The organism is Nitrospira sp. (assembly GCA_029194675.1).
Taxonomy (GTDB): Bacteria; Nitrospirota; Nitrospiria; order Nitrospirales; family Nitrospiraceae; genus Nitrospira_D.
Window position 1 is genome coordinate 190,857 of sequence record JARFXP010000004.1, and the last position, 15,593, is coordinate 206,449.

At 57.3% G+C, this 15,593-nt stretch carries 13 protein-coding genes; 5 read left to right on the plus strand and 8 right to left on the minus strand.

The window, feature by feature from the left end; translation table 11 throughout:
• Window positions 1-32: 32 nt before the first annotated feature.
• The 3 genes from P0120_19415 to P0120_19425 form a co-directional block, all read right to left on the minus strand.
• The gene (locus P0120_19415; protein MDF0676478.1) at window positions 33-305 is read right to left on the minus strand and encodes a hypothetical protein; all 273 of its coding nucleotides are present in this window, start codon (window positions 303-305) and stop codon (window positions 33-35) included.
• 252 nt (window positions 306-557) lie between these two features.
• Window positions 558-1,046 (minus strand): response regulator, encoded by a 489-nt coding sequence (locus P0120_19420; protein ID MDF0676479.1) that lies wholly within the window; start codon window positions 1,044-1,046, stop codon window positions 558-560.
• Between the two features lie 215 nt (window positions 1,047-1,261).
• Window positions 1,262-1,459, minus strand: a complete 198-nt coding sequence (locus P0120_19425) for a hypothetical protein (GenBank protein MDF0676480.1) — start codon at window positions 1,457-1,459, stop codon at window positions 1,262-1,264.
• Between the two features lie 233 nt (window positions 1,460-1,692).
• Between P0120_19425 and P0120_19430 the strand changes: the two genes are divergently transcribed.
• Genes P0120_19430 through P0120_19440 form a run of 3 tightly spaced genes read left to right on the plus strand, consistent with a single transcriptional unit; the run spans window position 1,693 to window position 3,235 of the window.
• On the plus strand, window positions 1,693-2,307 hold the full coding sequence (locus tag P0120_19430) for an RNA polymerase sigma factor (protein ID MDF0676481.1): 615 nt from the start codon (window positions 1,693-1,695) through the stop codon (window positions 2,305-2,307).
• On the plus strand, window positions 2,304-2,621 hold the full coding sequence (locus tag P0120_19435) for a hypothetical protein (protein MDF0676482.1): 318 nt from the start codon (window positions 2,304-2,306) through the stop codon (window positions 2,619-2,621). Before P0120_19430 ends, P0120_19435 begins: the two co-directional genes overlap by 4 nt.
• A gap of 26 nt (window positions 2,622-2,647) precedes the next feature.
• Window positions 2,648-3,235 (plus strand): hypothetical protein, encoded by a 588-nt coding sequence (locus tag P0120_19440; protein MDF0676483.1) that lies wholly within the window; start codon window positions 2,648-2,650, stop codon window positions 3,233-3,235.
• Between the two features lie 304 nt (window positions 3,236-3,539).
• Here P0120_19440 and P0120_19445 read toward each other — a convergent pair whose 3' ends face one another.
• The 5 genes from P0120_19445 to P0120_19465 all read right to left on the minus strand — a co-directional run bounded on the left by P0120_19445 (window position 3,540) and on the right by P0120_19465 (window position 7,137).
• Window positions 3,540-3,722, minus strand: a complete 183-nt coding sequence (locus P0120_19445; GenBank protein MDF0676484.1) for a hypothetical protein — start codon at window positions 3,720-3,722, stop codon at window positions 3,540-3,542.
• Between the two features lie 43 nt (window positions 3,723-3,765).
• Window positions 3,766-4,398: a Slp family lipoprotein gene (locus tag P0120_19450; GenBank protein ID MDF0676485.1), complete on the minus strand. Its 633-nt coding sequence runs from the start codon at window positions 4,396-4,398 to the stop codon at window positions 3,766-3,768.
• A 59-nt stretch (window positions 4,399-4,457) separates the two neighbouring features.
• A complete protein-coding gene (locus P0120_19455) occupies window positions 4,458-4,889 on the minus strand; it encodes a response regulator (GenBank protein ID MDF0676486.1) in 432 nt (143 codons plus the stop codon).
• A 183-nt stretch (window positions 4,890-5,072) separates the two neighbouring features.
• Window positions 5,073-5,360, minus strand: coding sequence for a hypothetical protein (locus P0120_19460; GenBank protein ID MDF0676487.1), 288 nt, complete (start codon window positions 5,358-5,360; stop codon window positions 5,073-5,075).
• A gap of 364 nt (window positions 5,361-5,724) precedes the next feature.
• On the minus strand, window positions 5,725-7,137 hold the full coding sequence (locus tag P0120_19465; protein ID MDF0676488.1) for a Do family serine endopeptidase: 1,413 nt from the start codon (window positions 7,135-7,137) through the stop codon (window positions 5,725-5,727).
• Between the two features lie 848 nt (window positions 7,138-7,985).
• Here P0120_19465 and P0120_19470 point away from each other — a divergent pair.
• Window positions 7,986-13,868 carry a hypothetical protein gene (locus P0120_19470; protein MDF0676489.1) on the plus strand — a complete coding sequence of 1,961 codons (5,883 nt, stop codon included), beginning with the start codon at window positions 7,986-7,988 and terminating at the stop codon, window positions 13,866-13,868.
• A gap of 947 nt (window positions 13,869-14,815) precedes the next feature.
• The gene (locus P0120_19475) at window positions 14,816-15,553 is read left to right on the plus strand and encodes a hypothetical protein (protein ID MDF0676490.1); all 738 of its coding nucleotides are present in this window, start codon (window positions 14,816-14,818) and stop codon (window positions 15,551-15,553) included.
• Window positions 15,554-15,593: the final 40 nt, after the last annotated feature.

Genomic DNA, 15,593 nt, shown 5'->3' on the forward strand with positions numbered 1-15,593 from the left:
AAATTAATTGATGACACGCCTTAGATCGGTACCTATAGTCCCTGGGTCTGTGGAGGATTCAAATCTCGCAGCCTCTGTCTTCCTGCCAGGCAGCCGTCTCTTTTTTCCCCCTGAATCGGGATGTACATGACGTTGCCCTGGCGATTCACGATCAGAAGGGCAAGATCGGTTGGTTTGAGTGGATCGGCGAGGCGCTCATGATGCAGCTCCCGACATCGCGTGATCACCTGATTATCAAAAGACTCCGCCCGAGGTAAGGCCTCGTCATCTTCGCCAAGTAACACGGTTGTTCTGGAGCCCTCCATGTCGAGCTCCTTCACACAGAGACATACCCCCATTCTCGACCAACTCTAGAGCCGCTATTTCATGAGCCTCCGGAGGCCTTCTTCACATCACTGTGGCTACCGCTGGGCGAGGAACCAGCATTGCGACCCTCAAGACAGATTTGTCAGGGACAAAAGCGGCGCTCCATGGGTGATGGGTCTGGTCCTCCCAGGCCGTGGCGTCAAAGCTGTTAGTTTCGACGTCTTTCATAATCACTGTGGGCCGCAGGTTCATCAACGCGCCTCATCTTCGGTAAATCCACCTGCCTCCCATCTGTCTCTCGCTCCCTCCGGCACTGGTTGGGCCTCCAGCATGTGGATGATCCTATCTCCCTGACCGGATCGGAGATCATCCGAGTCTGAGATAGCCTCTGAAAGGACATAGATCAATTTCTTGGGATCGACTGGTTTGGGCAGACAAGCATAGGGTCCCTGGGCCATCGCCGGCCAGATCGTATCGAGGAGATTACCGGACATGAGAATGACGGGCAGCTGCGGCCACACCAGGTGACATTGGCGGAAGAGGTCGAGCCCATCGAGGTACGGCATATGGAGATCGGTAATCATGGCATCAAAGTGACGGCGGTGAAGTTCCCTCAAGGCCTGCAGTCCATCCGTGACCGCCACCGCCGCAAAGTGGTGCATCTCCAAATACTCCACGAGCACGTGGCCTATATGCTCCTCATCGTCAACGACTAACACGCGTTTGCCATATCCCATCATCGTGTTCTCCTTCCATTTCAAGCGATTCCAGGGACCTTGATGTGAGGCCGGGGTAGAGGCGCAGGGAAGGCGCGGCCTCCACCCCACACTCGGTCCGAGCTGAGAAGCCGGAAACGCAGACCCTGACCATCACTGGAACTCCGTCGAGGCGGCAGAGCCAGAGCCGTTGTCCTGTATCGAGGACTTGCCCATGGTTGAGGTGCCCCAGGACCTGTTCAAAGTTCCACCACCGTCGCATGATCGGTGGCCTGTGCGAGGTAACTATCCTGCGCCGAGCGACACCCTGTCAGGAACGTAAAGAGGGATAGACCGTTCGTACTTACCATGCGAAACCACCATCGCAGCATCCTGGCACAGGTTCCTGAGGTCTCGTGACGCGTCTTGTGACCATGGCGGCCATGTCGTCGGCCCATCGAAACCTCCGATTGCTCTACTTCTAATAAGACGGAGCGGAGGATGGAAAGGTTACACGCGATGTGGGTCTGAATGAATGACCAAAGCGAATAGTGACATTCTACTCTCTGATTTGGCGAAGACCTGTAACCTTTTGTCCCGCCGTTTCGTCTTGAGACAGAGAGAGCGAGCTGGCATTCTTCCCATGAGGACACCCCCGCGTATGGTCGAGCACTGCTATCCTACAGGAGGCATGTCCCTTGAGACGTTGCCGGGGGACAGGATGGCTCAGCCGGAGGGGGCGGATGGTGACCTGGTGCAGCGGGTAGTCGCAGGTGAGACCGAGCGCTTTGAAGATTTGATGCTCCGCCATCGGGATCATGTTAGGCGAATAGTCGGAGGCCACATCTCGCCCGACCGGGTGGCCGAAGTCGCACATGAGGTCTTTGTGAAGGCCTACATCGGACTCGGGACCTATCGGTTCGAAGAACCCTTCCCCCATTGGCTGGCCACGATCGCCGTCCGTACTTGCTACGACTTTTGGCGGATACAACAGGCGGCAGACTTGCCGGTGAGTACGCTCACAACTGAGCATCAACGCTGGATCGACCAAGTGATGGCGGCCCGGTCGGATGAGGGCTTTGCCGAACAGGCCCGCCGACAAGAAGCTAGTGAGGTGTTACAGTGGGCACTGGCCCGCCTGTCGCCCGAGAACCGTCTGGTCGTGACCTTGGTGCATCTCGACGGTTATTCCGTCCGAGAGGCTGCCGCGTTATTAGGGTGGAGCGTGATCAACGTCAAAGTACGCGCGCATCGAGCCCGGCAGCTCCTGCGCACGATCCTCAGAGAGGAGGTCGCCAAACAATGAGCACTATCGACGATGAGCGGCTGCAAAGGTTGGAACAGGCGCTCACTGAAGCCCACCGGACACGACACACGCCGTCGTGGCAAGCGGGATGGGTCGAGGGCGTGATGCAGGAAGTCCGCCGTGTGGCGAGACGGCCGCCACGAGTCTGCGGAAACGGTGGCGTCGAGCACCTGGTATGGCGGGCGGCCTGCTTCGCGGCGGTTCTTTCGATCCTTCTGCTGGTGTCGTTCCTGATGCAATCTCCTATGACCGTGAGTGAAGAAGGCGGTCTCATGGCGGAAGACGTCGAGGTGGGCTCATTGTTTTTCGAGTAGATGCGCAGGAAAAGGAGGCAGGTACGATGTCACGAGGTGCAGTCATCGGAGGGCTGGTCGTCCTCTTTGTCGCCGGCGTGCTGTGCGGCGTTGCGGGCATCAGTTTCTATCACACGTACGAACGCGAACAACGCGAAGAACGTGGGGCAGCCGCGCAGCACGACCGGATCATGACACGTCTCACGCAGGAGTTGGCGCTGACGACTGAGCAGCGAACGGACATTGAACCGATTGTGACGGGAGCCCATGTGGCCATCCTGGAATTACGATTTGCGCATCAGGCCGAGATCGAGGCCATCTTGATGAACGGCATGGCGGCGCTCAAATCAAAATTGTCCCCCGAGCAACAGACACGGCTCGAGGCAATGTATACACGGTTACAACGGCGCTGGACAAAATCTCGAGACTATCTTGAATCCACGAAGAAACGCTTGACCTGGCTCGTGCCATCCTATCCGCCGAGTGACGGTGAACTACTGACGCGCACGCATCTTGGTATGGACGTTCTTGACAAGGTGAACGCGCAAGCGCATTGGTGTGATGAACGGGAACCTTTGACTGCTCCCCGTGGCTGCGTTGTGAGAATCCGCGACACCGACCGCAGGGCTCACTGAGAGCCTCATACAATAGCAAGCCGACGAGCAAACGCATCCGGCACTCGCCCTCTGTCCTCCACATACTACGCGAGCACGTGAGGGCAGGTCGACCGACCCCTATTCTCCCTGAATCGGGATATACATGACGTTGCCCTGACGGTTCACGAGTAGGAGAACGAGATCGGTAAGTTTCAGCGGATCGGCAAGGCGTTGGAGAATGGCAAAACTGTTTACATGCTGTCAGTTCATTTCCGCAGGGCGTCGCCTTGTTGCAGGCCGGAGGCTTGGGCTACGCTGCCTCGCTTGATATCTGTCGCGGCACCTATGCATTTGCAGCGCCGTCGACGACATGGGCATTGGTGATGATCGAGCCCTGATCGTCGATCAAGACCCCTGATCCAAGTCCCTTCTCCGACGCTTGGGTCACATGGTGGTGACTGATGTGGCGGAAGCGATCAAGACTGTCGATCGTGCGAGCTGTTTGTAAACTCGTATGCCCTCTCACTCAGCGGCGTGCCCCATTCTCAATCGACGCTCTAGCCGTTATTTCACGAGCCTCCAGAGACTCTCTCCTCGTCGCCTTGGCTGTCGCTGGGCGAGGAACTCGCATTGCTACCTCCAAAACAGAAGGTGCGCTCTTCCGCAGGGTAGTCTCTGGCGAAGCCTGCGTCGGAATAGACATGCATGTTCTTGACCCCTTCGGTGTCCCAGATGTGAAGACATTGCGCCATCAGGTGTGGCAGCATTCGTGGAGCGCCACCGAGCATTTCCGATCTGGCTCGTTGCGTCGTGCCGACCACAATCAGCCGATTACCGGCCTGCAACAGACTCGGCTCCACAGCCCCCTTAAACGTGATCGCAAACCAGGGTGCGCCGTCCTGTTCGGCTTTGATCGGGCTAGACGCTGGAGGCGCATCGAGAGGCTGCTCCTCAGCCAGAATGACCACAGCATTTGGTTTCTGAATCACTCGTATGATCTCACCGGCCAACTCGACTTTGTGGGGGACAAAGGCGGCGCTCGAGGGATGATAGGCTTGGTCCTCCCAGGCCTTGACGTCAAAGGTGTTGGCTTCGACGTCCTTCGTAATCGCCAGGGGGAACATCGGGGTGGTTGAGCAAGCGCTCAACCACACACTCATCGTGACCAATCCGATCATACGCATGGGTGACTCTCCTTTCATCAACGCGCCTCATCTTCCATGAGTCCACCTGTCCACTCGGTACCTGTCGCTCACACTGCTCAGCATCGTTGGGCTTCCGGCATGTGGGAGAGCATATCGACCTGACTGGATCGGGGATCATCCGTGTGCGTGATGGCCTCGGAAAGGACATGGATCAATTTCTCGGTATCGACCGGTTTGGGCAGACATGCAAAGGCTCCCTGGGCCATCGCCGGCCAGACAATACCGGGCAGATTATCGGACATGAGGATGACGGGCAGCTGCGGCCACACCAGGCGGCACTGACGGAGGAGGTCGAGACCATCGAGGTACGGCATATGTAGGTCGGTGATCACGGCATCGAAATGACGTTGGTGGAGTTCCCTCAACGCCTGCAAGCCATCCGCGACCGCCACCACCGCGAAGTAGTGCAACTCCAGTTGCCCCACCAAAGGGCGGCCGACCCGCTCTTCATCGTCAACCACTAACAGGCGCTTGCCGTATCCCATCATCGTGTTCTCCTTCCATTTGAAGCGATTCCAGAGACCTCGATGTGAGGCCGGGGTAGAGACACAGGGAGGGCGCTTCCTCCACCCCGCACTCGGTCCGAGCTGAGAAGCCGGAAGCCCAGACCCTGACCATCACCAGAATTCCGTCGAGGCAATAGAGCCGGAGTCGCGTCCTGGATCGAGGACTTACCCACGGCTGGAGTGCCTCAGGATCTGTTCGAGTTCCACCGGCGTCGCATGATCGGTGGCTTGCCCGAGATAGCTGTCCTGCGTCGAATGGCATCCTGGCAAGATGTCCGAGCAAGAAGCAGGCCATTCGTACTCGCCGTGTGAAACCACTATCGAAGCATCTTGGAACAGATCCCAGAGTCTCGTGACGAGCCTTGTGACCATTGAGGTCATGTCGCCAGCCCATATCGAGGCCTCCGATTTGCCCACGATTTCTAGCAGGCTGCGGAAAAACCCTCCGTTCATCCTTCGAGAGCCTCAGGACGAACGGAGCGGTCATTGAATTTGCTGAGGTTTTCCGTTCGTGCTGAGCCTGTCGAAGCAGACAAATCGAGTTTTTCCGCAGCCTGCTAGGACGGAGCAAGGGACGGAAAGGTTACACGCGATGTGATCGTAAATAATCGGAGCGGGTGGTGACATTCCGCTCTCTGATAGGCCGGAGATCTGTAACCTTTTGACGCGCCGTATCGTCTTGATACAGAGAGAAGGAGTCGATCTCCTTCCCATGAGGGTGTCTCACGTATAGTCGAGCACTACCGCTCAGGAGAGGCATGTCTCTCGAGACTTTGCCGAGAGACATGATGGCTCAGTCGGTCTGCGCGGAGACGACCTATTCTCCCTGAATCGGAATATATATGACGTTGCCCTGACGGTTCACGAGCAGGAGGGCGAGGTCGGTGGGTTTGAGGGGATCGGCGAGACGTTGGAGTACTGCAAAACTGTTCACATGCTGTCGGTTCATTTCCAGCACGACGTCACCCGGTTGCAAACCGGAGGTTTCGGCTAAGCTGCCTTCTTCGATATCTGTCACGACAACGCCGGTATTCACCGGCAAATCCATCTGCCGTGCCAGAGGGGGAGTTACATCATCGAAGACCACTCCGGAGAGCGGATGGACCGTCGATACAGCCGACGATGCAACCTGGCTTTTCTTCGTACGTTCACGCGGCGCTTCCTGAATGACCAGATCGGCTTGATACTGCTTCCCATCCCGGATGAGGTCCAGGCGATGTTTGCTTCCAATCGGCGATTGTGCCACCAGATTCCGCAACTGACCGCTGTCCATGATGTCCCGCCCGTCGAAACGCACCACCACATCGCCTCGTTTCAGACCCGCTCGTTCCGCCGTCCCCCTGGATTGCACATCGGTGACAATCGCGCCCTTGACATCCGGCAAGCGGAAAATTTTCCCCAGTGAGGGAGTCACGTCCTGCGTCGAGGCTCCCAAAAAACCTCGCACCACACGACCCGTCCTCAGAAGACTTTGCATGGCGGCCCGGGCCATGTTGCTGGGAATCGCAAACCCGACTCCCACGCTGCCGCCGGTCGGACTCGCGATCGCCGTATTGATCCCGATCAGCTCGCCATGAATATTGACGAGCGCTCCGCCTGAATTCCCAGGATTGATCGGAGCATCGGTCTGGATGAAGTCCTCGAAGTCCGCCACGCCGACATCCGCGCGCCCAACCGCGCTCACGATGCCGAACGTGACGCTGCGGCTCAATCCCAGCGGGTTGCCGATGGCGAGCACGAAGTCGCCGACGGCCAGATGGCTCGAATCCCCCCAGATCGCCGACGGCAGATTCGAGGCCTGAATCTTCACCACCGCCACGTCGGTCTTTGGATCCGTCGCGACCACCTTTCCCTTGTATTGGCGGCGATCCGCCAGGATCACTTCCACATCGACGGCATCTGCGACCACATGGTTATTCGTGATGATGTAGCCGTCCGGCGTGACAATCACGCCCGACCCCTGGCCATATTGTCGGCGGGTCGGCGGCTCTTTGAACAGACCGAACGGCAAGGCTTCGTCGCTGAAGGCCTGATCGCGCACCATCACGGTGGATGCGATACTGACCACCGCCGGAATGACCCTATTGGCTGTACCTTTGACTTGGCTCTGCAAATCGTGGCCGTTGGCCGTCGGAATCTGTTGAGTGCCAGCCAGTCCAGAGACCGTAAAGGACAGACTGCTCATGACTCCGCAAACGACAATCTGCAGAAGGGGTCTGCTGCGTTTCACCGATGCCACTCCCTCTCAACAATTTGTTCCGAGATCATCAAAAATCGTGGGCCAGCCTACCATGCAGGACACGCATGCGCACTCATAATTCGATATACCCCCCCACGGGCTTGCTATTTTGCAACTCACCTGCCATCAGATGCATTGACTGCCAGGATGGTAACCGCCGTTGCAGGGTCTGTAAAGATGATCGCCAGAGTGTCGACACAAATGGAAGCCCACGTACTCACGCTCTACACTTGTCCTGCTTTGAAAGACCCTGCTCTCACCGCCGTCTTCACAAACGGGAAACTCCTGCTGGGCTAGCCCACATTATTTATGACGCTTCGTGACGAAACCGCCAAGACGCCAGGCGAGACGGGCACGCGGAGCCCTGAGGGGCCAAGGCATACTTGAAACAGTATGTTGAGGCCACGAAGGGCGAGCCTGCCCGCCTGGCCGCGCAAAGCTCGCGGCCAAGCTGGTCGCAGCGGCGTATCGGCGGTTACAGTAGAAGCGCTCATGAATAATGTGGGCTAGAGTTCACCCATGAGAAAAGGCGGTACATCCAAATATGGATCGTCACCGTATAAGCACATAGGTGCAACTACAAAGGAGTGGCCGAACTTGAAATCTCGGACTGAAGATATCGAACGAAGGGCTGACGATCGAGCAGTGCGACCCCATCCCCGAAGGCACCGAACAGCTCAGGGACCTCAATCGGGTGCATTGGTTCGCCGAGCTCGCCACTCACTTCCGGGTCTGCTCACAATGCGCAACACATTGTTTCATCGAACATGAACGACCAAGCGGCGGTGAAAACACTCCGCTGAACTCGACAGATCACTCTGAAGGAACGAGGAGGTCTTATGTCGAAAAGCAAGACCTTACCCAACCCGATGCCCGAGACCATTCGCTATCGCGGTAACCAGATCGTAGTGATCCAAAAAGGCTTTGTGCCCGGCGCTGTCGTCTGTTTGGACATCGACGGTGACGGCGCATTCGAGCGAGAGGTGTGCGTGGATGAAACAGGGCTGCTCACATTTAGTATTCACGCTGAGCAGTTGGCGCCAAGAAGCCAATTGTCCTTTGTGGTCCGCTCGGCGGACGGGAAAAGGAACGGTGAAGTCGGCCGCCTTCATGCCATCCAGGAGAGCCCTTCCACGCCCGCATGCGAAATTCCTGGGAATCTCGTACCGGGAGAGGGCGTCAAACCGGAGCCCGAGATCTGCACCTGCACCGACTGCCCGCCGGGTGACACGCTCTTAGGGTCGTCGCTCGAAGGATACAGCCATAGCTACACACCCGCGGTGCAAGGCGTGGATCTTGCGACCGGCAAGCTGCGGCAGCACTTTCCCATCACTTCCTTCGGCACGCGCCTACTTGGTTTCAACTTCGGCCTTCACCACGTCAGCCTGACCGACTACAACGGCCCGTGGGGCCAGGGGGTCTCACATAGCTTCAACATGATGATCGTGCAGACGGGTCCGCTGACCGGGCAGGTCATCACGCCAGATCTACGTTGCTACGAGATCACCTCCGAGGACGGACTCCAGTGGTTACTGCCGCGCGGATTCTTCTCAAAGCTGCGGCTCGACCCCAAACATTGCCGATGGGCGATGACCCATTTCTCAGGGCTTGAAGTTCAGTTCTTCCAGGGGGCGCTCAACAAGCCGGGTTATCCGATTTCGATCTGCGATCCCAACCACAACCTGATGCGTCTCGATTACGACGCATCGGGCCTGTTGCAACAGATCATTACCGATTTGGATCAGCAACAGATCTTCGCCTACGACGCCGGTTCCCGACTGGGGACTTACACCGACCACATCCATCGTTCCTGGCGGTTCGGCTACGACGGCCATAACCGGCTCACCCGCATCGTGAGCCCGGTCACCGAATACGCCGACATCGCCTCGCACCAGGAAATCACCGACCGGGATCTTGTCGAGGTGATGGTCAGACAGCCCCGCACCACGAGTCTCGCGTATACGGATGAACGCTTTCCGAGCCATATCACCGCTATCACCGATCAGCGCGGTGCCACCCCGGATGCCCGCATCTATGATGAACAAGGCCGGGTGAGGACGGCGATCGTCAACGGCAAACCGGTGCAATATGGCTACGACGGCAGTTTCCCCCTGCCCCGACTCGAAGAAACCAACCTCGTCACACGCGTCGTCGACCGTGAAGGCAACGTGAGCGATTATGAGATTCACGCCGCCCAGGGCGGACCCGTCGTTGGGCTTGGCCGATTTGGCTTGCGCCGAAAGGTGACCTGGACCGAGCGCGGCAAGGGGAACGCGCCGCTTCGCGACACGGAACCCCGCTACTGGCAGCAGCGGTGGCTTCATGACTGCGACTGCCTCTCGCCGCAGGTCGTCGTCCAACCGTTCAGCAGCAACGATGCCGCACAGATCGAGTTCGACGCGCAGGGCATCCCCGCCAACTGGCCGCGAACGATCTACACCTACAACCGCTTTCGACAGGTGACCGTCGATCTCTATACAGATGGGACGGAATCGATCCGTAAGGAATCGGCCTACCAGGAGGAAGCTTTCGGAAAAGGGGGGCAATACTCGCGCATGGTCCGCTGGACAGACCCACGCGCTTTCGACGCAAATCCCATTTATGCCGGGCAGAATTTCGATCATCACTATCAGTACGACGAGCGCGGTAATCGCATCCGGCACGACGCACCGACCGTCACGCGAGGTGTCGAAGCCCCCCAGCTGATTTCAGAATCGTGGGCCTACAACGAGTTCGGCCAGGCAACGCGACAGGTCGATGCCAACGGCAACGTGCTAATCAACGCTTATTATGATGGTCCCAGCATCGGGGGCGACATCAACACCAAGGGCGAGTTTCGAGGCTACCTGGCCAGCCGGACCGTTGGCGCAGCGGGGTCGAAGGATGACGCCCCTGGCCTGATGACCACCTACAAGGTCAATCCGCTCGGCATGACGACGCAGGAGATCGACCCAAAGGGATTTGTTTACGACACCGAGTACAACGATCTTCAGGAGAGAACCCGATGGATCGAACCATCGGTTACGTTGCGCAACGGCGCACGGGTCCGCTATGAGACGCGCTGCATTTATGACGGCGCAGGCAACAAGGTGATGGAGCGCCGCAGCAACATCGACTTCAACGGCAGCGTGCCCGCCAATGCCTGGATCGATCGGTCGATGAGCTACGACGATGTCAACAACATGCTTTCGGAGCGAGTCGAAGTGGACACCAACGACGCCAACGACCTGATCACGCGCTATGCTTACGATGGCAACGACGACCGCGTCATCACCAGAAAGCCGGAAGGCAATCGCGAGTTTCTGGTCTACGACGAACGCCGCTTACGCTACAAGATGTTTTACGGTGTAGCGCCCGGCGAAAGGATAGCAGAGGGCTACCCGGCGGACAAACGCGCCGAGGATTTGGGCAGGATGGCCTTTATCGGCCTGACCATAGACACGTTCGACGCCCGCCGCAATCACATCCGCCACCGCGATGGGCGCGGCAACTTCACGATTAGGTTCTACGAGTTCTACAACCGGCAGACTGCGGAATCCGACCCGAACGGCAACGGGTGGGTGCGCGAATTCGACGACGCTTCGAACGTGCTCACCACCGAGCGCGGCGCCGTCGCCGGGGATACGGGGCGGAGCACGCAGGTCCTGGAGCGCACCTACAATCGTTTCGACGAGACCGGGCGGTCTTACCAGCAGGTCCTTGACATTGACCTGGATTCGAACGAGCGAGCAGCCGTGGACCCGGATGACGGACAGAACTCGAGCTACCGGACGTTGTTCGATCCCGGCTCCCGAACGACCCGCACCATCGACGCCAACGGCAACCCGACTTCCAACACATACGATGCCGCCAACCGGATGCTCGCGATGACCAACGCATTGGGCAACCTGCGCACCAATGCCTATGACGCCAACTCGAACGTTGTCAGCGTGACCGAGACCGAGGTGCCCGGTCCCGGAGCCGGCGGAGGCCCGGAGACTTACGTTACGACATTCGCCTTCGACGAGTTGAACCGAACCGTAGAGCTGCACATTCGCGGCCTCAACGGCAACAGCATCGATCACACTTCGCTGTTCGCCTACGACTCGCGCAGCAATCAGCGACTCGTTCAGGACGCCGAGAATAATTTTACGCTCACTACCTTCGACGACTTCGACCGTCGAGTTATGGCCCAGCGCTTCGACGGCGACCCACTCACGAGCACGTCAACAGAACTGCTGCACTCCGAGTGGACCTACGATCGCAACAGCCGGCTGACAGAGGAACGCGCGCTGTCGGACGTGACCGACCTCGGTAGCGCACAGATCACTCGCCACGCCTACGACGACCTGGATAGGCGAGTGCGGACCATCTTCCCCGATTCCGACGACACGGTTGATGGAAGTAATGGCCCGGATGGCATCTTTGACCGCGCGGAGATGGGCTATGACGCCAACTCTAATCTCGTTCGCATGATTGATCAGCGGAAGGTTCTCTTTGACAATACCTTTGATCCTGGCAACCGCCTGACAGCGCAAGACATCACGCAGCCCGACACCGTGCCCGGCGTCACGCGGCAGACCTACACGTACGATGCCCTCAACCGCATCGTCAACGCGACCAACGACTACACCCGAATCGAGCAGGTCTACGATCCCTTGTCTCGGCTCACACGTGAGACGCAATCGATCCGGCTCGACGGGTCTGGATTGGCCAACGGGTGGGAAGGACCGATCCGGATCGCTCACGTCTACGACAGGCAGTCAAACCGCACCGGATGTCAGGTGCTCGATGGTGCGAGGGCGGACCTGTCTGTTGCTACGACGTTCGACGCGCTCAACCGCGAAGCCCGCATCGCCGCGCAATACTTCGGCACGCCTGCGCATGACATCGCCAGTTACGCGTACCTGGGCCCCTGGCGCGTACAGACGAAGCTGTTGGGCAACGGCGCATTGCTGACCCGAACTTACGATGCCAAGCGCCGCACACGTTCGCACCAGTGGACCGGTCCCGGCGGTTTGCTCGTAGGCTTCGAATACGACTACGACCGGATGGATAATGCCTTGTTCGAGCGCTTCGCGCACGACAACGGCTTGTTCGATCACTTCTTCTACAACGACCGCTACGAGGTGACCGGCGTCGAGTACCGCAGCGTCAGCGCGACACCACCGGTTAATCCGCGCACCCTGTTCTTCTACGACGATGTATTCAATCGGACCCAGGCTACCTTCGGCGACCCGTTCGAGTCTCGCGCCAATATGCTCGACAGCTACACAGCGAACCGCGCCAACGAGTACACCGAGGTCAGGCGTAATGGTCGCTCATTCGATCAGGTTCACGACCGCGCGGGCAATTTAACGCGGCTTGTGGTGCAGCCAGTGACCGGACGACCCCAGCGTGATGTTTTGGCTGCTGCGCGCTGGGACGCCTTCAACCTGCTGTTCGACATCGACACAGGTGTCACGCCCAGGCAGCATTACCGGTACGACGCCTTCCGGCGAAGAGTCGTCACCCTTGATCTGGAGGGCAGCCGCATCCAGCCCGGCTCGCGGCGTTATATCTATTGTGGATGGGAGGTCGTCGAGGAACGAATATTCGATGAGGGCGCGATGCTCCTATCTGCTCCATCCACGCTGGACCGCATCTACGTCACTGGCCGTGAGATCGACGAGCCGCTGCTGGCGGCCATCGATGGAAACAGGGACGGTATGCTCGGCGGTCCTGCGCGCAAGAACGTGCCGGAGATGCAGGCCGACCAGGAATATTATTTCCTTAACAACCGCCTCGGCAACATCATGGCGCTGCTCGACGCGGACTGGGCTGATCGGATCTTGGAGTACTATCGCTACACCGTATATGGCGAGGTAACCGTGTTGCCGGCCGTTGACACCAACAATGATGGAGTCGACGACACCTCACTTGATCTATCTGACAACTTTGCGTCTGGTCAGCAACGGTTTTCAGGGGCGTTTGGGAATTTCTATTTGTTTACGGCCCGGCGGTTTGATGAGATGACGGGGTTGTATTACTACCGGAACCGCTATTATGAAGCGCGGACAGGGAGGTTCGTGAGTCGGGATCTGATTGGGTATGCAAGTGGATGCCTGAATCTTTATCAGTACGTTGGTTCACGCCCGGTGAATTATATAGACCCAACAGGTCTTGCCGATATTGATGGTCATGATTATAGTGCTAAGGATCTCAACTTTGAAGAAAACACGGACTGGGGATGGGGAGTCGTTGGGGACGACTCGCGCGTCCTTTTTATTGGGTCGCTGTGGCGTTATAAACTCTGTCAAAATAGATCCATCATTTACCTAGACCTCTACGTATCGGACTTTCGGGATGAATGGCTTAACGACTACTATGTGTCACATTATGAAGGAGAGCTTCACTACCAAATCGAGTGCGACCCCTGTAAGTTGAATGTGGAGAAGGGCATCCGTGTTAAGAGGAAAAATATAAGTATAGGAGGCGATTTACTTATCACAGAATGGGACTCGCCGAAAAAAGCGATGCAATCTGGAAACCTTCGTTGCTGTTGTTGTTTTGAGGTAAGCATAGATATCACCTATAGGAATATGGTTGCGCAGGGTAGTGGTGGTGGGCTAGAGGTCAATGTCCTCGGGAGCGGCGGTGCGGTTACACCTAGTGGATCAACGGCGTCTGGAGGCAGTGTTGGTAGGACATGGACCATTTTAGTATGTGGGTGTCCAATCCCAGACGGCACGGCCGCTGATTGAGAGACGTTGGAGGCTGAAGTCGGCGAGACATGAGGGCGGGGTTACGAGGATTGCCCTCTGGGTCGATCCAGAGGATGCAACGGCTCCTCCGTTATTGAAGAACATAAAGGGAATATTTTCTAGTCACGTCTGTCCGTGGCATTAAAGCGTGTTACAAATGGTGGTATTGAACTTCGTGTTATGGGTTACGATGTCCCGATTGTTAGCGCAGAAGATCCTGCTGAGCAGTTCGAGGTGAGCGCCAAGTTCAGGGTATGTTGCTGCTGTATAGAACAAAAAGGAGGTAGGCCCAAAAATTGCGCTTACGATGCGACGCTCATCCAGTATCAGCAATCCGATTTACTCGGACGCCTTTACTGGGAAAATGCCGCACAGCTTAAGGCTTGTGGTCAAGAGCTAAAACAACCTACAAAGCTAGGGACCGGATTTAAGCCAGAGGGACTTCCTGGACCACGGTGAATCAACGCGCAAATGTGAAACCAGCCAGAAACTGCAGCCCGTTTGCGACGAAGCTTGAACTCCCATTTCAGCGTGCGAGGCTAAGCCTGGGAAGAGGAGACCTTCTGTTGTAATGATCTGAAACCTTTCATTTGGAGTTCAGAAAGTTCGCCTCCCTCCCGGCAAAAGGCTAACGTCCAGCCGGAATGACCTTATTGGCTGTACCCTTGACTTGGCTCTCCAAATCGTGGCCATTCGTCGTCACAATCTGTTGGGTGCCGGCCCTCGCGTCAAGACATCACCTTTCTTTTACTGTGCAAGAAGGCGCTCCCCCCCATCACGCGGCTCCGCGTATTGCGAGATTCACGTCCTCATGCATAAGTTTCCAAGGGTCACAATCGCCGGTTCGATGCCGCCCATGGTGAGTCGAGAGGCAGGCGCACCATTGTGTTACGATAATCCTCGACTCTTTTTTACATTGGGATTGGCTGTTATCCAAGAGGTACCCGATGACACGTCTCGCGAACTTCATTGTCTCTATTCTGCTGACGACGGCATCAGGAATTCTTGTCTCCCCTGGGCATGCCGAAGAAGGTAAGTTTGGAACCCCCAAAGGAGATGAAGGCACCAGGGTTTTCAAGGCTGCGGAGCATCCCCATTACAGCGGCGAGTTCCGCCTGAAAGGCGATCGAGCGACCCTCGTTGGGAGTGTCGGCGATACTTCGCCTTGGGACCACCTCGACTATGCGGGCAAACACTTGAATTCCGTGAAGGGGACGATTGAGATCGAGGTGAATGAACTGACCAACAAGGGGCGAGTGGTGGCCGAGTTCATCGAGGGGGCTGACCGGTATCGCATTGTCTTCGATCGGTTTGCCGCGAAAGCCCCGTTCCAAGATGGAGGCATTGCCACCAGAATCTATGAACATGGGGACTCCAACAATGGCGACCCTCTGTATCCGAAAACTTGGCTGTACTTGGGCGGCTGGGGGACTGCGACGATGTACAAGGATGATCAAGTCCTCTACAAGGATTATGACGCGCACTTCATGGTGATGGAGCGCTCTCGCGATCCCAAAACCCATGAGGTCCGATATCCAATCAAACGCACCTTGCCCGGTGGCGAAACCGACCCGGCTGGGATGGAGATAGATCTCTGGGTGCGGTCCAAGGAACAAAACACGAACAATTTCCCGCCATTTGAAACGTTTGTCCATCTCTGTTGGGAAGAAGTCACCTGGCGATAGGCCATGTGACTTGCGCTCCAACACTTCTCCTAATTATCGC